This window comes from Thalassobacillus devorans (genome assembly GCF_011761345.1).
Lineage (GTDB): Bacteria > Bacillota > Bacilli > Bacillales > Halobacillaceae > Thalassobacillus > Thalassobacillus devorans.
The window spans coordinates 126,428-143,048 of record NZ_JAASRY010000005.1; the positions used below are offsets into that span (position 1 = coordinate 126,428).

The following is a 16,621-nucleotide window of genomic DNA, read 5'->3' on the forward strand; positions in this document are numbered from 1 at the left end:
AAATATAGAGGGGGAGAATCACCATGAAGAAGTATTTTAGATTTGAAGAATTGGGTACGAACTACCGTACCGAATTCATGGCTGGAATGACGACATTCCTGGCTATGGCTTATATTTTATTCGTTAACCCGGCTACTTTGGCCCTTGTAGGTGTTGAAGAACTGCCAGAAGGCGTGACCCGTATCGACCAGGGTGCTGTATTTACTGCAACTGCGATAGCGGCTGCTATCGGGACATTGATTATGGGTCTGTTCGCCCGTTACCCGATCGCTTTGGCTCCGGGTATGGGGTTGAATGCTTTCTTCGCTTACACGGTTGTCCTGGGGTATGGCATTCCATGGGAAACCGCACTTGCTGGGGTGTTAGCATCTGGACTTATTTTTATCATTTTAACGCTGACAGGACTTCGTGAACGAATCATTAATGCTATTCCAGCCAATTTGAAAATGGCTGTCGGAGCTGGTATCGGGTTGTTTATCGCCTTCATCGGATTTCAGAGTTCCGGAATCATTCAGGCTAATGAAGCCACACTGGTCGAGCTGGGCGACTTGACTTCGCCGACTGTTCTGCTTGCCATCTTTGGGATTGTCGCATCGGTTATTCTGTTGTCACTGGGTATCAAAGGCGGAATTTTCTACGGAATGATCCTGACGGCAATTGCTGGCATGGTCGTTGGGTTGATTGATCCTCCAAAAGGAGCTGGCGATATTGTTGGCAATGTACCAAGTGTCGCGCCTACTTTCGGACAGGCCTTTATCCATTTTGGAGATATTTTCACCATAGAGATGCTCGTTGTTATTTTGACATTCTTGTTTGTCGACTTCTTTGATACTGCTGGTACATTGGTTGCTGTATCCACCCAGGCAGGTTTTATGAAAGATAATAAGCTGCCGCGAGCAGGTCGTGCGTTGTTATCTGACTCTGCTGCTACTGTGGTTGGTGCCGCGGTTGGAACATCGACCACTACTTCTTATATTGAATCGACAGCGGGTGTAGGTGCCGGAGGACGAACTGGTTTCACTTCTGTTGTAACGGCAGGGTTCTTCTTATTAGCGTTATGGTTCTCGCCGCTGCTGGGAGTTGTGACGGCTGAAGTCACCGCTCCAGCATTGATTATTGTTGGTGTGTTGATGGCATCTTCTTTGAAAAATGTCGACTGGGACCAATTCGAAATTGCAGTTCCTGCCTTTTTCACTATTATCGCCATGCCACTGACGTATAGTATTGCGACAGGAATTGCTCTAGGTTTCATTTTTTATCCGATTACCATGATCATGAAAGGGCGGATCAAAGAAATCCACCCGATTATGTATCTGCTATTTGTGATTTTCATTCTTTACTTTATTTTCTTGTCCTAAAGATGATATTAAAATAACCAATGCTGCAGCTTGGTCAGCATTGGTTATTTTATCAACTGAGGGATCAGTCTTCTTCCAGGTTAGTAATTTGAATGCGGTTCTTTTGATTGGCATCTGAAATTAGGCGGTAAAGCTGTACGACGAGCAGGCCCTGTTTATAGGATGCCTGGATTTTATCGCTGCGGACCGGATAAGGCAGGTCAACTTGGCGGTCAAATGTGCCTTCCATGATTTCGCCTTTCACCTGCTGGCCGCCTTTTTGGTTGATCTCGACGATGCCTCTGATTTCCAGGGTGGCGTGGTTCACGTAGACATCCACCTTATTCAAATCTTTTAAACCTGGAATGTTAAAGATACAAAGCAACTCATTATCGTATTGATATAAATTCATTTGGGGCAGCGGGGGCTTGACCAGTCCTTCAAAATCTCCCCAGAAATCATGGCCGAAAAAACGATCTAAATTCTTTTTCCAATCATCGAATTGATTCATAGCAATTCCACCCTCTACCTTAAAATGTAAAAAAGTTATTGTGCAGACGATTCTTCCTGTTATATAGTGTATGCATATCTTTCACCTGTGTGAATGCCTATAACTGCAGGGGAGATGATAAGCTATAAAGGTTTGGAGGGGCTGCCATGCTGGATAATGCTTTGGTTATGATCGCTATCATCCTGGTCATCAACATTGTATATGTCTCCTTTTTTACGATCCGGATGATTCTGACGCTGAAAGGACAACGTTACTTAGCAGCTTTTATCAGTATGTTTGAGATTGTTGTGTATATCTTAGGTTTAGGGTTAGTGTTGGAAAACCTCGATCAGATTCAGAACGTCATCGCCTATGCGGTCGGGTATGCACTTGGTGTCATTGTCGGGATGAAAATTGAAGAAAAGCTCGCACTTGGCTACATTACGGTGAATGTCATTTCCTCAAGCCCGGACATTGAGTTTACGCGTAAGCTTAGAGATAAGGGCTACGGGGTAACGAGCTGGTTTGCTTATGGAATGGAAGGAGACCGGCTTGCCATGCAGATTCTGACACCGCGCAAGTATGAATTGAAATTATACGAAACAATTCGTACACTTGACCCGAAAGCATTCATCATTGCTTATGAACCAAAACAGATTCATGGCGGATTCTGGGTTAAGCAGGTGAAGAAGGGAAGGTTAAGTAATGGCGAAAAACAAAAAAATGCGCTTTGAAGTCCAGGAAGGTGAAACTATTGATCAATGCCTGGACCGTATGAAGAAGGAAGGCTACACACCGGTTCGACGAGCAGAAGAACCGATCTTCCAGGAAGTGAATCGAGACGGTGAGAAAACCTATGACCCGGTTGGACGGAAGATTGTGTTTCAGGCGGTTAAAAACGAACGATAATTTCTTTGTGGTTTTACAATGTTCGTTTTTTAACGTTGACACCTCTTTGGTGAAATTGTTATGATGAACGTAGTTAATTGAATAAAGCACCTCATATAAGACGGGAATATGGCCCGTTCGTCTCTACCCGGCAACCGTAAATTGCTGGACTATGAGGAAGATGAACCATTGTTGTGCAGCGATGGTTGTGTTCGGTATCCGCAAAAAGCGTCTGCCCATCTTCTCTCATAGTTGAGAAGGTGGTGCAGGCGCTTTTTTAGTTATTAGTGTGGGCGCGAAAATCCGAATAAAGGCGCTGAAAAATTGAAAAGAGCGCGGAAAACAAAATTGTTGCGCGAAAACAGCTGTTAACAGCTCGAAAAATTTAAAATAGGCGCGAAACCGTAATTTTAATGAAAAGAGGGATTCGATGGCTCAGGTAGGAGTAATCATGGGAAGTATCTCCGATTGGTCGACGATGCAGCATACATGTGAAGTACTGGATGAACTTGAAATAGTCCATGAAAAAGAAATCATCTCCGCACATCGCACGCCGGAAGATATGTTCCGCTATGCTGATGAAGCGAGAGAGAAAGGCTTGAAAGTGATTATTGCCGGTGCTGGCGGGGCCGCACACCTTCCGGGGATGGTTGCTGCAAAGACAACACTACCGGTTATTGGAGTCCCGGTCGAATCCAAGTCCCTCAAAGGGATGGACTCCTTATTATCAATTGTCCAAATGCCTGGCGGAGTCCCGGTCGCGACGGTAGCTATTGGAACAGCAGGGGCTAAGAATGCCGGCCTTTTGGCAGCTGAAATACTGGGGAGCTTTGACGAGGCGATAGCTGATAAACTAGCAGACTATCGATCCCGTATGAAAGAAAAAGTGGAAGAAATGAGGGGTGAGCTTCATGGCAGATAGACTCATACCGGGTGAGACAATTGGAATTTTAGGAGGCGGACAGCTCGGACGGATGATGGCTGTAGCAGCAAAACATATGGGTTATCGAGTCGCGGTCCTCGATCCGAAGCCGGATTGTCCGTGCACCCAGGTTGCAGATTACCATATCGAAGCAGCCTACGATGATCTTGAAGCAGCCCGGAACCTCGAAAACATCAGCGATGTAATCACATATGAGTTTGAAAATGTCGATCTGAATGTGGCCGATATGCTCGAAAAGGCTGGAAAGCTGCCGCAAGGAGCTCTGCCTTTAGAAATCACGCAAAATCGACAAAAAGAGAAACAAATCGCTGTCGAAACAGGGTTGAATGTGCCGAACTACGAGATTGTTCAAACGTTTGATCAAGTAAAAACAGCTATTCAATCGATCGGATACCCGGCGATCCTCAAAACAATTACCGGGGGATATGACGGAAAAGGTCAGGTTAAGCTGAATAAGGAAGAGGACCTGGCGGAAGTGGAAAGTTTTATCGCACCCGATTCTACTTACATTATCGAAGCCTTCATCGACTTTCAAAAAGAAGTATCAGTGGTGTTCACACGAAGCCAAACTGGAGAAATAACATATTTTCCTGTGGCAGAAAATACCCACAATAACCAGATTCTCCACCGGACCCAGATACCGGCAGCAATCAACGATAACGTGGCAGCGCAGGCTAAGGCGGCTGCAAAGCTTTTAGCAGAGCATTTACAAGTGGTCGGCACCTTCACTGTCGAACTTTTTGTGAAAGATGACCAGGTGTATGTCAATGAAATGGCGCCACGCCCGCATAACTCCGGTCATTACACGATTGAAGCGTGCAATGTCTCTCAGTTCGAACAGCATGTCCGGGCGATTTGCGGGCTGCCGCTATTAAAAGTCCAATCGTTTCCGGCAGCTGTCATGCTCAACATTCTCGGGAAGCATCGGGAGGAACTCTTTCAAAACCTTGCCCGTATTCAGGACTTTCACCTCCATGATTACGGTAAAGAAGAAGCGAGGCCAGAGAGGAAGATGGGCCATATCACGATAATTGGCACAAGCTTAGATGAAATTTTTCAACGGATGGAAGAAAATCAGCTTCCCACGTGGTAAAGTGTTGGGTGGGACAGTTTTAGGAGGAGTAACATGATTGAGCGTTACACACGTCCAGAAATGGGAGCCATCTGGACAGAAGAAAACAAGTACAAAGCCTGGCTTGAAGTCGAATTGCTTGCCTGTGAAGCTTGGAGTGAGCTTGGCATCATACCAAAAGAAGATGTCGAGAAGCTGCGCCAGCATGCAGCGTTTGATATCGAGCGCATCTATGAAATTGAAAAAGAAACACGGCATGATGTCGTCGCCTTTACCCGTGCGGTTTCCGAAACAGTGGGTGAAGAGCGGAAGTGGGTGCATTACGGTCTCACCTCCACGGATGTCGTGGACACCGCCCTTTCTTACTTATTGAAGCAGGCGAATGAAATTATCCGCAAAGATTTGGTCAACTTCATCGACATCCTGGCCGATAAAGCCCTGGAACATAAGCACACTGTCATGATGGGACGCACGCACGGCGTCCATGCGGAACCGACCACATTCGGTCTGAAACTTGCGCTTTGGTATGAAGAGATGAAGCGGAACCTGGAACGTTTGGATCTTGCCATCGACCATATCGAAGTCGGGAAGCTATCCGGAGCAGTCGGAACCTATGCCAACATCGATCCTTTTGTAGAAGAGTACGTTTGCCGCAACCTTGGTCTGAAGCCGGCACCCGTATCAACCCAGACGTTGCAGCGTGATCGCCATGCGCACTATGTTTCTGCATTAAGTTTGATCGCCACTTCCATTGAAAAAATGGCAGTCGAAATCCGCGGCCTGCAAAAAACGGAAACCCGCGAAGTAGAAGAGTTTTTCGCAAAAGGTCAAAAAGGATCATCAGCAATGCCGCACAAGCGTAACCCGATCGGTTCGGAAAATATGACAGGCATGGCCCGTGTCATTCGCGGTGAAATGATGACGGCATTTGAGAATGTTGCCCTCTGGCATGAACGGGACATTTCCCATTCATCCGCGGAACGTGTCATTTTGCCAGATGCAACGATTGCCATCAATTATATGTTGAACCGGTTTGGCAGCATCGTCAAAAACTTGACGGTATTCCCGGAGCAGATGGAAGCCAATATGAAGAAAACGTATGGGCTTATCTTCTCTCAGCGGGTACTGTTGACCCTGATTGATGAAGGCATGGTTCGTGAAGAGGCTTATGACCTGGTCCAGCCAAAAGCGATGGAAGCCTGGGAGAAAGGGATTCCATTCCGTGAATTGATTGAAGCAGACGAAAAAATTACATCAACACTGTCCCCTGAACAAATCGAACAATGTTTTGATTACACCCACCACTTGAAAAACGTGGATCGTATTTTCGAACGGATTGGATTGTAGTCAGCAGGAGGGGAGGAGCATCGTATGTTCCTCCTTTTACTTTTACTAAAAGAGGTGTTCTAAAAATGAAAGGCTCCCTATTATATGAAGGTAAAGCAAAGAAAGTCTATCATGTGGAAGGCAAACCGGAACAACTAGTCCTCTCCTATAAAAACGATGCTACTGCTTTTAATGGAAAGAAGAAGGATCAATTTGAAGGTAAAGGCCGCTTGAATAACTTGATTACCAGCCGAATTTTCGAACATTTACACCAGCAGCATATTCCCTCGCATTTTTTGAAGTCGCTGAACGATAATGAACAACTTGTTCAAAAAACAACAATAATTCCGCTTGAAGTGGTTGTTCGTAACATTGCCGCAGGAAGCCTGACAAGGCGCCTGGCGATACAGGAAAAAACAGTACTTCAACCTCCCATTATCGAACTTTTTTATAAAAACGATGACCTCGATGATCCACTCATCAATGATGATCATGCGAAACGGTTAGCGAATGTGACCGAGCATGACCTGGACAATATAAAAATTCTTGCACTTAAGATCAATGAAATATTAAAACGGTTATTTAAACAGGCTGATTTGGAGTTAGTAGATTTCAAATTGGAATTCGGCCGTTTGCATGACGGCAACATCGTCCTGGCTGATGAAATTTCGCCAGATACATGCCGTCTATGGGATGCAGCAACTGGAGAGAAGATGGATAAGGATGTCTTCCGGGAAGATATCGGCGATTTAATAGCAACCTATGAAACTATTTTACAACGACTGGAGGAGAGCATATGCGCAAAGTAAAAGTTTATATCACATTGAAAGAAGGGGTTCTGGATCCTCAAGGGAAGGCTGTCAAAAACTCTCTCAACACATTAGATTACGGCAACGTAAATGAGGTAAGGGTCGGAAAGTATATGGAAGTCATGATGGAAGAATCCGAGAACCTGGAAGCTCAGGTGGAAGAAATGTGCGATAAGCTGCTTGCCAACCCAGTCATTGAAGATTATTCCTACGAGATTGAGGAGGTCATCGCGTGAAGTTCGCCGTTGTTGTGTTTCCTGGGTCGAATTGTGACCGGGACATGTATCATGCCGTTAAAGAAGGGTTGAACGAAGAGGCGGAATTAGTCTGGTATCTGGACGCTGACTTATCTTCTTATGATGCGATTTTGCTTCCTGGAGGATTTTCATACGGTGATTATCTCCGTTCTGGATCGATCGCTTCTACCTCCCATATTATTCAGCAAATCAAAAAAGCGGCGGCTGACAAAAAGCCGGTCTTAGGGGTTTGCAATGGGTTTCAGATTTTACTGGAGTCCGGGCTATTGCCAGGTGCCATGCTGGCAAATCGTGATTTGAAATTCATGTGTCACCAGGAAGAATTGCGTGTAGAAAATAATAAGACGATGTTCACCTCTGAATACCAAAAAGACGGACTAATCCATCTGCCGATTGCCCATGGTGAAGGAAATTATTACTGTGACGATGCTGCTTATCAACAACTGAAGGATAATAAACAGATTGTTTTTACGTACGCGAATAATCCTAATGGCTCGACAGGAGATATTGCAGGTATCGTTAATGAAACCGGAAATGTACTGGGGATGATGCCTCACCCGGAACGCGCGGTCGAAAGCCTGCTCGGAAATGCGGACGGACTTCGTTTGTTTCAATCCATTTTAACGTATTGGAGGAATAACCATGCCATCCATGCTTGAAATCAGTCCTGATCAAATTGAACGGAATCGACTATATGCAGAAATGGGACTCAGCGACCAGGAATATAAGCAGGTTGTCGAACTGTTGGGCAGACGACCGAACCATACGGAAATCGGCCTATTTTCGGTTATGTGGTCCGAGCATTGCAGTTATAAAAATTCTAAGCCTTTGCTGAAAAAATTTCCTACGGAAGGCCCGCAAGTATTGCAGGGTCCTGGGGAAGGTGCCGGAATCATTGATATCGGCGATGATCAGGCTGTCGTATTCAAAATCGAAAGCCATAACCACCCGTCAGCCGTTGAGCCTTATCAAGGGGCGGCGACAGGTGTCGGAGGTATCATTCGCGACGTGTTTTCCATGGGAGCCCGTCCGATTGCTCTGTTGAATTCACTTCGTTTCGGTTCGTTGAAGCATCCGAGAATCAAATATCTGTTTGAGGAAGTAGTACGTGGAATTGCCGGCTATGGCAACTGTGTCGGCGTTCCAACAGTCGGAGGAGAAGTCCAGTTTGACGATGCTTATGAAGGAAACCCACTTGTCAATGCCATGTGTGTCGGTCTGATTGATCACAAAGACATTCAAAAAGGGATTGCAGCCGGAGTCGGAAACACGGTCATGTATGTGGGAGCTAAAACCGGGCGTGATGGTATACATGGTGCTACATTTGCTTCCGAAGAATTATCAGAAGAAGCGGAAAGTAAGCGCCCATCAGTCCAGGTGGGTGATCCATTTATGGAAAAACTGTTGATTGAAGCGTGTCTGGAGGTCATCAATCATGACGCCCTTATCGGGATACAGGATATGGGAGCGGCCGGACTGACCTCATCTGCCAGTGAAATGGCGAGTAAAGCCGGTACAGGAATGGAAATGAATTTAGATCATATTCCGCAGCGGGAGCTGAATATGTCGCCATACGAGATGATGTTGTCCGAATCCCAGGAGCGGATGCTGCTAGTCATTGAAAAAGGACGCGAGCAGGAGATTCGTAAGATTTTTGAAAAGTACGATCTGGAAGCAGTGGCAGTCGGGGAAGTCATTGAGGAGCGCCGTTTCCGTTTATCCCATAAAGGAAAGGTGGTCGCGGATGTACCCGTAGACGCATTGGCAGAAGATGCCCCTGTCTATCATCAGCCATCCCGTGTACCGGAATATTTTAAAGAATTTCAGGAGATGGAAGATTATCAGCCTATCATTAAAGACTATGAAAAAACCTTGATTGACCTCTTGAAGCAGCCGACAATTGCCAGCAAGGAATGGGTCTATGACCAGTATGATTCCATGGTGCAGACTAATACGGTAGTCACCCCGGGTTCTGATGCAGCCGTGCTTCGTGTTCGTGGCACAAAGAAAGCACTCGCGATGACGACGGATTGTAATTCTCGTTATATCTACCTTGACCCGGAAATGGGCGGTAAGATTGCTGTAGCAGAAGCCGCGCGGAATATCGTCTGTGCAGGTGCCCGTCCGCTAGGTTTGACGGACGGTTTGAATTTCGGCTCTCCGGAAAACCCGGAAATCTTCTGGCAGATGGAAAAGAGTGTCGATGGTATGAGTGAAGCATGTGAGCAGCTTGAAGCACCGGTCATCAGTGGAAATGTATCGCTTTACAACGAATCATATGGGAAAGCGATATACCCAACGCCGATTGTAGGGATGGTCGGTCTGATCGAAGATACTGACCATATAACACGTTCCGATTTCCAGCGGTCCGGAGATTTGATTTATGTGATTGGAAAAGCACAGGCGGACTTCGGTGGGAGCGAGCTGCAAGGTATATTGGAAGGTCGTCATTTTGGCAAACCTCCTCATATCGATTTAGGAGTGGAAAAAGAGCGCCAGAACCATTTGCTGGCTGCCATACAGGCAGGGGTTGTCCAATCAGCTCATGATATTTCTGAAGGTGGGTTGGCAGTGGCGCTGGCAGAGAATCTGTTTGCGCAACAGTTTGGTTGTAAAGTGGAGTTAGAAGGAGATACTGTGGCAGAGCTTTTCTCTGAAACACAATCCCGATTCATTATCTCTGTGAGTCCTGAAAAACAGAAAGAGTGGGAGCAGTTAATGACAGAGGCAGTTCTTATCGGGCACGTAACAGATGATGGGGAATACCGTTTAAACGTCAACGGTGAGCCGATCATTCATACGGCGACGAATAAATTGAAGGACGCCTGGAAAGGAGCCATTCCATGCTTGGTGAAATCAAAGGCCTGAATGAAGAATGTGGCATCTTTGGTGTATGGGGACATGAAGAGTCAGCACAGATTACGTATTACGGACTCCATGCCTTACAGCATCGCGGCCAGGAAGGAGCCGGAATTGTCGTCAGTGATGGAGAAGAGTTGAAACTGGCCAAAGGGCTTGGGTTAGTAAACGATGTTTTCCAGCAGGATATGCTGGATAATTTAGAAGGCCATGCCGCACTTGGTCATGTCCGTTATGCCACGCAAGGTGGTGGAGGTTATGAAAATGTCCAGCCGTTATTGTTTCGCTCGCAAAAAAGCAGCATGGCACTTGCTCATAACGGAAACCTCGTGAATGCCCAGGCGCTGAAAATGCAGCTGGAAGCACAGGGAAGCATTTTGCAGACGACCTCTGACACCGAGGTGATCGCTCACTTGATTAAAAGGAGCGGCCACTTGAATATGGAAGAGGCATTGGTACAAGCTCTTACAATGATTAAAGGGGCTTACGCATTTGCTGTCATGACGGAAAAACAATTATTTGTCGCCCAGGATCCGCGCGGCTTGCGGCCGTTATCGATCGGCCGGATCGGCAGTGCTTATGTCGTCGCTTCAGAAACTTGTGCGTTTGATGTCGTCGGAGCTGAACATGAACGGGACGTCGAGCCGGGAGAGTTATTGATCATCGATGAAAACGGCATCGAATCGAAGCGATTTTCTGCACCGATTCAACGGACACTATGTTCCATGGAGCACGTCTATTTTTCCCGTCCGGACAGCAATCTGGATGGCATCAACGTCCATGCATCAAGAAAGCGGATGGGAAAAGTGCTTGCTGATGAAGCACCGGTAGAAGCCGATGTCGTCACCGGTGTGCCTGATTCCAGTATATCCGCAGCAATCGGTTATGCAGAAGCTTCACGAACACCATATGAACTTGGGTTGATAAAAAACCGCTATGTCGGCAGGACATTTATCCAGCCTTCCCAGGAATTGCGGGAGCAGGGTGTGAAAATGAAGCTGTCCGCCGTTCGCGGCATTGTTGATGGGAAGCGCGTCGTCATGGTCGATGATTCCATCGTCCGGGGAACAACCAGCCGCAGAATCGTAAGGCTTTTAAAAGAAGCAGGAGCTATTGAAGTCCATGTCCGGATTGCATCACCACCGATAAAGAACCCTTGTTATTATGGCATTGATACTTCTACAGAGGGTGAACTGATTGCGGCTAATCATAGTCTGGAAGAAATGCAGGAGATCATCGGAGCTGACAGCCTTGCATTTTTATCTGTGCAAGGGTTGGAGGATGCCATCTACCAGGATGGCCAATCCCTAAACCACGGTCCCTGTGCTGCCTGTTTCACAGGCAACTATCCGACAGAAATCTATCCAAACACAGTGCCGCCCTACGTTAAAGCTTAATAGTCAAATACAAAAAAAGTGAGGGTTCATAATGAGCGAGCAATATAAACAAGCAGGTGTCGACGTTGAAGCAGGTTATCAGGCAGTTGAACAAATGAAAAAGCATGTGACACGGACATTACGCCCGGAAGTAGTCGGTGGTCTCGGTGCCTTTGCTGGTATATTTGATATCAGTCAATTTAATTACAATCATCCCGTACTTGTCACTGGCACGGATGGAGTCGGTACCAAGTTAAAGCTGGCATTCGAGATGGAAAAACACGATACCATCGGACAGGACGCTGTGGCGATGTGTGTGAATGATATTGTAGCTCAAGGGGCAGACCCGTTATTTTTCCTAGACTATATCGCTTGCGGAAAAAACAATCCGGATCAAGTTGAACAGATTGTCAAAGGGATCGCTGATGGTTGTGAAGCCTCCGGTTGTTCTTTGATTGGCGGCGAAACAGCTGAAATGCCTGGGATGTATGATCCGAAAGAGTATGACCTTGCTGGTTTCGCTGTTGGAATTTCTGAAAAGGAAGAGCTGATCACTGGAGAAGATGTACGTGCTGGCGATGCGGTAATCGGTCTTGCTTCCTCCGGTCTCCATTCCAACGGTTTCTCATTAGTACGGAAAATCATTGCAGAACAAAATTTAAATTTGAAGGATACCTACCCTGGATTACCGGAACCTCTGGGGGAAGTCCTTCTAACACCGACCAGGTTGTATGCCAATCAAGTTCAAATCATGAAAACACAATCGACCCTAAAGGGCGTTGCGCATATTACCGGCGGTGGTTTCTATGAGAACATCCCGCGCGCATTGCCGGATGGTTTTGGCGTCGAAATTGACCGCAACTCCTGGAAACAGCCGGCTATATTCCCATTCCTGCAGCAACAGGGGAATTTATCTGATGAGGAAATGTTTGGTGTATTCAATATGGGTATCGGCATGGTCGTCATCATATCGGAAGCTGTCAGGGAAGAAGTCATGAACCACTTGGAACAAGCTGGCGAAACTGCTTATCATATTGGTATGGTTACGGCCCAGGAAGGGATTCAATGGCTATGATAAAGGCTGCGGTTTTTGCCTCAGGTACAGGTAGTAATTTTGATGCCATTGTAAAGGCTTCAGAGGCAGGCGGCATTCCTTGTGATATCCAGCTGCTTGTGTGCGACCGAAAGGATGCTGTGGTTATTACGAAAGCCGAACAGAAAAATATCGACACGTTTGTGTTCTCTCCCAAAGAATTTGACGGAAAGGATGCGTATGAACGTCAGATTCTATTAGAATGTAGAGAGCGGGGGATAGAATGGGTATTTCTTGCCGGGTACATGCGTTTAATCGGCCCCGTCCTGCTCGAACCATTTAAGAACCGGATTATCAATATCCATCCTTCACTTTTGCCTGCTTTTCCCGGCAAAGATGCGATCGGCCAGGCTTTTGAAAAGCAAGTGAAGGTGACAGGGGTGACCATCCATTATATCGACGACGGGATGGATACCGGTCCGATCATCGAACAGGAAGCTATCCGTATAACGGCGAAAGACACGAAAGAAACGCTGCAGCAAAAAATCCAGGCAGTTGAACATTCCCTATACCCTAAAGTGATCCAATCATTATTAGTCGAGGAGGAAGTACATTGAGTGAGAAGAAGCGAGCATTATTGAGTGTTTCCGATAAAACAGGTCTGGCCGATTTTGCAAAGAAGCTAGTAGAGAGCGGGTATGAACTGGTATCTACCGGAGGTACGAAAAAAGCCATTGAGGAAGCTGGTATCCCGGTGCTTTCCATTAGTGATGTAACTAACTTTCCGGAGATTATGGATGGTCGTGTCAAAACGCTGCACCCTGCTGTCCATAGTGCCCTATTAGCAAAACGGGACAACGAAGTACACATGGATCAGCTTCGCAAATTAGAGCTGGATACGATCGACATGGTAGTCGTCAATTTGTATCCATTCCAGAAAACGATCGCGAAGCCTGATGTGACAGAAGAGGATGCGATTGAGAATATAGATATCGGAGGACCTACCATGCTTCGCGCGGCAGCTAAGAACTTCCAGGACGTCATTGTCGTCGTTGATCCGGCAGATTATGACATGGTTGCTGAAGGGTTGCAAAATGACGGACTTAGTGTCGATGTACGTAAACGTCTTGCCGGTAAAGTTTATCGTCATACCGCCAATTATGATGCGGCGATCGCAGCGTACTTTACAGAGATAACCGAAGATGATTATCCAGAAACCTACACCGCTACTTTTGAAAAAGTCCAGTCGCTTCGTTATGGAGAGAATCCTCATCAGACAGCGGCTTTTTATAAGCAGGAGAATGCGGAAGGGACGTCGCTTGCCAATGCCGAGCAGTTGAACGGCAAGGAGCTTTCCTACAACAATATTCAGGATGCCAATGCTGCTCTTGAAATCGTGCAGGAATTCAAGAAGCCAGCGGCTGTCGCAGTCAAACATATGAATCCTTGTGGGGTTGGAACAGGAAGCGGCCTGGCCGAAGCATACCAGAAAGCTTACGAGGGAGATCCGGTTTCTATCTTCGGAGGGATTGTTGCTGTTAATCAGGAAGTGGATATGGTTACTGCTGAAAAGATGAAAGAGATTTTCCTGGAAATCATCATTGCTCCGAAATTCAGTAAGGAAGCATTAAAAGTGCTCACCACGAAGAAGAACCTGCGCCTGCTGGAAGTGGATATCACAAAGCCGAAAAAGACAGCTCAAAAGCTTACTTCTGTCAGCGGCGGGCTGCTTGTCCAGGATGCCGATACGGGAAGCATCGATGGCGTAGAGTTAGAAGTAGCGACCGATCGTGAACCGACAGCCCAGGAATTAGAAGATTTGAAATTAAGCTGGCAGGTTGTTAAACACGTGAAGTCTAATGCGATCGTTGTCGCAAAGGCAGATCAGACGCTTGGAATTGGTGCTGGCCAGATGAATCGTGTCGGTGCAGCCAAAATCGCATTTGAGCAGGCAGGAGATAAAGCCAAAGGAGCCGTGATGGCTTCGGATGCCTTCTTCCCTATGCCGGACACCGTGGAAGCAGCTGCCGAAGCTGGAATCACCGCTATCATCCAGCCTGGCGGTTCGAAACGTGACCAGGACTCAATTGACGCCTGTAATCAGCATGGAATCGCAATGGTTTTTACTGGAATGCGACATTTCAAACATTAATTCAGACGGGAGTGGAAAGCGATGAACGTATTAGTAATCGGTCGCGGCGGTCGGGAGCATAGCCTTATCCAGAAAATCCACGAAAGCCCTCAGGTGGAGAAAGTCTTTGCAGCGCCTGGGAATGGCGGCATGGAAGCTTTAGCGGAACGAGTTGCCTTGAATGAGACAGATAGCGAGGCATTGGTTCAGTTTGCTAAAGATAATGATGTCGGCCTGACCATTGTCGGCCCGGAAAATCCGTTGACGGCTGGCATCGTAGATGTATTCCAGAATGCCGGACTAGCTGTTTTTGGTCCCAATCAAGCGGCTGCCCAAATAGAAGGCAGCAAGCACTTTGCCAAGGCGCTGATGGAGAAATACGATATTCCGACAGCTGCCTATCGTGTGTTTACGGATCCTGACACGGCAAAAGCGTATGTAAAAGGTCAAGGGGCGCCCATTGTCATCAAAGCGGATGGATTAGCTGCCGGTAAAGGGGTAGTGGTCGCTGAAACCGTAGAAGAAGCAGAGCAAGCAGTGGAAGCAATGTTAATCGACCATAAATATGGCGAAGCCAGCAAGGAAATCGTCATCGAAGAATTTCTGCAAGGGGAAGAGTTTTCACTCATGGCTTTTGTCAATGGAGAAGAGGTTTATCCAATGCTTCCATCGCAGGATCATAAACGAGCATTTGATGGCGATCACGGTCCCAACACAGGTGGTATGGGGGCTTACGCGCCGGTACCATTTTTATCAGGACAGTATATCGATACAGCGGTGTCTGCTATTTTGAAACCCGCCGCCAAAGCGATGGCAGCAGAGGGTACACCATTCACGGGAATCCTTTACGCCGGGCTGATTCAGACACAGGATGGACCGAAAGTGATCGAATTCAATGCCAGATTCGGGGACCCGGAAGTCCAGGTCGTCCTGCCGCTTCTTCGTAATGACCTGATACAGGTGATTAGTGATGTGCTTGAGGGAAGGGATCCTCAGCTGCAATGGAAACAAGGCTATTGTGGTGGTGTTGTTGTAGCTTCTGAAGGATATCCAGGCAGTTATGAAAAAGGAAAATTGCTGCCGGGATTGAAAATGGAAGAGGATGTAACCATAGTACATGCCGGCACGCAAAAGCAGGGGGACAGCTTTGTCTCAGATGGCGGACGTGTCCTGCTTGTACACGCTGTTGCGGATACATTAGATGAAGCGATGAACACGGTTTACCAGAACCTTGAAGTGTTCCAGGATTCTTCGGATTTTTTCTATCGTACGGACATAGCTGGCCAGGTCTTACGTTCTGCGCTTGTTCATAAAAACAAATAATAGCGCGATAATACTCCCGATAATGACTGCCAGGACAAATGTCGTATCCGTTAAATATTCCATTATATTCATGTGCCTTTTCACTCCTATCTAAAATAAATTCTATTTGAATTCACAGCTTTTGCTTAAGAGTGGTTTCGTTACTTATACGGGGAGAAAAATGGGGACTGGGAAATAGCTCGCTTTCCGCGGGGAAGACGGCAAGCCTCCTCGAGCTAAAGCTCTGCGGGGTCTTGCCAGTCTATCCTTTCCCGCAGGAGTCTCGCCATTTCCCAGTCCCCATTACTATGAATAGAATAACGAAACCATCTTCATAAATTATATTTAAGGCATACTCCAACATACATTTTGAAATAAAATCTTCGACTTTACAGCCCTTTATTTGCACCTTTTAAATTTGTTCAAGAGAGTCTTAAAGGAAACATCCAAGGCTGTCCTATAAGTCTGTACCGGACTTTCTAAGGGACAGCTTTTTGTTATGGATTCATAATACCTGAAAAGCAGGGCTGAGATTAAGAAGGATTGATGGCCTGGTCTTTCTCCTGATGGTCATCTTCTTGCATCGTTTGCTGTACGATTGCAGTGACTGGACAAAAGCGGACAATTCCTTCCGCAATCTTCATCGCTCCGATGATGATCCATAACACATTTGTCTCCGAGTACGGGCGTTTCAAGGCGCGGATGGTGCAAAAACTTAACATTGTTAATCCGGCAGTAATCCTTACTAAAGCATTTAAAATGCCGATATTAGGTTTGAGACGTTTGAACATAATGAAC

18 protein-coding genes and 1 riboswitch are annotated in these 16,621 nt (G+C 46.6%); of the genes, 15 read left to right on the forward strand and 3 right to left on the reverse strand.

From position 1 onward, the window contains the following. The first annotated feature begins 23 nt into the window (after positions 1-23). Complete coding sequence (locus FHS45_RS15845; protein ID WP_062440205.1) at positions 24-1,358, forward strand: NCS2 family permease; 1,335 nt, start codon at positions 24-26, stop codon at positions 1,356-1,358. A 64-nt stretch (positions 1,359-1,422) separates the two neighbouring features. On the opposite strand, the gene FHS45_RS15850 is transcribed toward FHS45_RS15845, so the two are convergent. After that, complete coding sequence (locus FHS45_RS15850) at positions 1,423-1,848, reverse strand: Hsp20/alpha crystallin family protein (protein WP_062440202.1); 426 nt, start codon at positions 1,846-1,848, stop codon at positions 1,423-1,425. Positions 1,849-1,994: 146 nt separating this feature from the next. On the opposite strand from FHS45_RS15850, the gene FHS45_RS15855 reads away from it, so the two are divergent. From FHS45_RS15855 to purD, 14 genes are all read left to right on the forward strand, one after another. Continuing rightward, on the forward strand, positions 1,995-2,561 hold the full coding sequence (locus FHS45_RS15855) for a DUF2179 domain-containing protein (protein WP_062440198.1): 567 nt from the start codon (positions 1,995-1,997) through the stop codon (positions 2,559-2,561). Continuing rightward, positions 2,533-2,736, forward strand: a complete 204-nt coding sequence (locus FHS45_RS15860) for an NETI motif-containing protein (protein ID WP_062440194.1) — start codon at positions 2,533-2,535, stop codon at positions 2,734-2,736. Before FHS45_RS15855 ends, FHS45_RS15860 begins: the two co-directional genes overlap by 29 nt. 71 nt (positions 2,737-2,807) lie before the next feature. Then, a riboswitch (purine riboswitch) is annotated at positions 2,808-2,908 on the forward strand. 237 nt (positions 2,909-3,145) lie between these two features. Continuing rightward, positions 3,146-3,637, forward strand: a complete 492-nt coding sequence (purE, locus tag FHS45_RS15865) for a 5-(carboxyamino)imidazole ribonucleotide mutase (protein ID WP_062440191.1) — start codon at positions 3,146-3,148, stop codon at positions 3,635-3,637. Continuing rightward, positions 3,627-4,751 carry a 5-(carboxyamino)imidazole ribonucleotide synthase gene (gene purK, locus FHS45_RS15870; RefSeq protein ID WP_062440189.1) on the forward strand — a complete coding sequence of 375 codons (1,125 nt, stop codon included), beginning with the start codon at positions 3,627-3,629 and terminating at the stop codon, positions 4,749-4,751. Before purE ends, purK begins: the two co-directional genes overlap by 11 nt. 33 nt (positions 4,752-4,784) lie before the next feature. Continuing rightward, positions 4,785-6,077 carry an adenylosuccinate lyase gene (purB, locus tag FHS45_RS15875; protein ID WP_062440186.1) on the forward strand — a complete coding sequence of 431 codons (1,293 nt, stop codon included), beginning with the start codon at positions 4,785-4,787 and terminating at the stop codon, positions 6,075-6,077. Positions 6,078-6,142: 65 nt separating this feature from the next. Then, a complete protein-coding gene (gene purC, locus FHS45_RS15880; protein WP_062440183.1) occupies positions 6,143-6,865 on the forward strand; it encodes a phosphoribosylaminoimidazolesuccinocarboxamide synthase in 723 nt (240 codons plus the stop codon). After that, positions 6,853-7,101 carry a phosphoribosylformylglycinamidine synthase subunit PurS gene (gene purS, locus FHS45_RS15885; RefSeq protein WP_062440179.1) on the forward strand — a complete coding sequence of 83 codons (249 nt, stop codon included), beginning with the start codon at positions 6,853-6,855 and terminating at the stop codon, positions 7,099-7,101. Before purC ends, purS begins: the two co-directional genes overlap by 13 nt. Next, positions 7,098-7,781 carry a phosphoribosylformylglycinamidine synthase subunit PurQ gene (gene purQ, locus FHS45_RS15890; protein WP_062440176.1) on the forward strand — a complete coding sequence of 228 codons (684 nt, stop codon included), beginning with the start codon at positions 7,098-7,100 and terminating at the stop codon, positions 7,779-7,781. Before purS ends, purQ begins: the two co-directional genes overlap by 4 nt. Further along, a complete protein-coding gene (gene purL, locus FHS45_RS15895; protein WP_062440173.1) occupies positions 7,765-9,990 on the forward strand; it encodes a phosphoribosylformylglycinamidine synthase subunit PurL in 2,226 nt (741 codons plus the stop codon). Before purQ ends, purL begins: the two co-directional genes overlap by 17 nt. Further along, positions 9,966-11,378 (forward strand): amidophosphoribosyltransferase, encoded by a 1,413-nt coding sequence (purF, locus tag FHS45_RS15900; protein ID WP_062440170.1) that lies wholly within the window; start codon positions 9,966-9,968, stop codon positions 11,376-11,378. Before purL ends, purF begins: the two co-directional genes overlap by 25 nt. Positions 11,379-11,409: 31 nt before the next feature. Further along, positions 11,410-12,432: a phosphoribosylformylglycinamidine cyclo-ligase gene (gene purM / locus FHS45_RS15905; RefSeq protein WP_062440166.1), complete on the forward strand. Its 1,023-nt coding sequence runs from the start codon at positions 11,410-11,412 to the stop codon at positions 12,430-12,432. Beyond that, the gene (purN, locus tag FHS45_RS15910; RefSeq protein WP_371872052.1) at positions 12,423-13,007 is read left to right on the forward strand and encodes a phosphoribosylglycinamide formyltransferase; all 585 of its coding nucleotides are present in this window, start codon (positions 12,423-12,425) and stop codon (positions 13,005-13,007) included. Before purM ends, purN begins: the two co-directional genes overlap by 10 nt. Further along, positions 13,004-14,542, forward strand: a complete 1,539-nt coding sequence (gene purH / locus FHS45_RS15915) for a bifunctional phosphoribosylaminoimidazolecarboxamide formyltransferase/IMP cyclohydrolase (protein ID WP_062440163.1) — start codon at positions 13,004-13,006, stop codon at positions 14,540-14,542. Before purN ends, purH begins: the two co-directional genes overlap by 4 nt. Positions 14,543-14,563: 21 nt before the next feature. Further along, entirely contained in the window at positions 14,564-15,844 is a 1,281-nt protein-coding gene (purD, locus tag FHS45_RS15920) for a phosphoribosylamine--glycine ligase (RefSeq protein WP_062440159.1), read from the forward strand. On the opposite strand, the gene FHS45_RS20485 is transcribed toward purD, so the two are convergent. After that, positions 15,812-15,916, reverse strand: a complete 105-nt coding sequence (locus FHS45_RS20485; protein ID WP_341829893.1) for an EYxxD motif small membrane protein — start codon at positions 15,914-15,916, stop codon at positions 15,812-15,814. The genes purD and FHS45_RS20485 overlap by 33 nt on opposite strands. A gap of 440 nt (positions 15,917-16,356) precedes the next feature. Continuing rightward, the gene (locus tag FHS45_RS15925) at positions 16,357-16,614 is read right to left on the reverse strand and encodes a YgaP family membrane protein (RefSeq protein ID WP_062440156.1); all 258 of its coding nucleotides are present in this window, start codon (positions 16,612-16,614) and stop codon (positions 16,357-16,359) included. Positions 16,615-16,621: the final 7 nt, after the last annotated feature.

Bases quoted from the DNA above. Each gene is read 5' to 3' on its own strand.
- FHS45_RS15845 (WP_062440205.1), top strand. From the start codon at position 24: ATGAAGAAGTATTTTAGATTTGAAGAATTGGGTACGAACTACCGTACC.
- FHS45_RS15850 (WP_062440202.1), bottom strand. From the start codon at position 1,848: ATGAATCAATTCGATGATTGGAAAAAGAATTTAGATCGTTTTTTCGGC.
- FHS45_RS15855 (WP_062440198.1), top strand. From the start codon at position 1,995: ATGCTGGATAATGCTTTGGTTATGATCGCTATCATCCTGGTCATCAAC.
- FHS45_RS15860 (WP_062440194.1), top strand. From the start codon at position 2,533: ATGGCGAAAAACAAAAAAATGCGCTTTGAAGTCCAGGAAGGTGAAACT.
- purE (WP_062440191.1), top strand. From the start codon at position 3,146: ATGGCTCAGGTAGGAGTAATCATGGGAAGTATCTCCGATTGGTCGACG.
- purK (WP_062440189.1), top strand. From the start codon at position 3,627: ATGGCAGATAGACTCATACCGGGTGAGACAATTGGAATTTTAGGAGGC.
- purB (WP_062440186.1), top strand. From the start codon at position 4,785: ATGATTGAGCGTTACACACGTCCAGAAATGGGAGCCATCTGGACAGAA.
- purC (WP_062440183.1), top strand. From the start codon at position 6,143: ATGAAAGGCTCCCTATTATATGAAGGTAAAGCAAAGAAAGTCTATCAT.
- purS (WP_062440179.1), top strand. From the start codon at position 6,853: ATGCGCAAAGTAAAAGTTTATATCACATTGAAAGAAGGGGTTCTGGAT.
- purL (WP_062440173.1), top strand. From the start codon at position 7,765: ATGCCATCCATGCTTGAAATCAGTCCTGATCAAATTGAACGGAATCGA.
- purF (WP_062440170.1), top strand. From the start codon at position 9,966: ATGCTTGGTGAAATCAAAGGCCTGAATGAAGAATGTGGCATCTTTGGT.
- purM (WP_062440166.1), top strand. From the start codon at position 11,410: ATGAGCGAGCAATATAAACAAGCAGGTGTCGACGTTGAAGCAGGTTAT.
- purN (WP_371872052.1), top strand. From the start codon at position 12,423: ATGGCTATGATAAAGGCTGCGGTTTTTGCCTCAGGTACAGGTAGTAAT.
- purD (WP_062440159.1), top strand. From the start codon at position 14,564: ATGAACGTATTAGTAATCGGTCGCGGCGGTCGGGAGCATAGCCTTATC.
- FHS45_RS20485 (WP_341829893.1), bottom strand. From the start codon at position 15,916: ATGAATATAATGGAATATTTAACGGATACGACATTTGTCCTGGCAGTC.
- FHS45_RS15925 (WP_062440156.1), bottom strand. From the start codon at position 16,614: ATGTTCAAACGTCTCAAACCTAATATCGGCATTTTAAATGCTTTAGTA.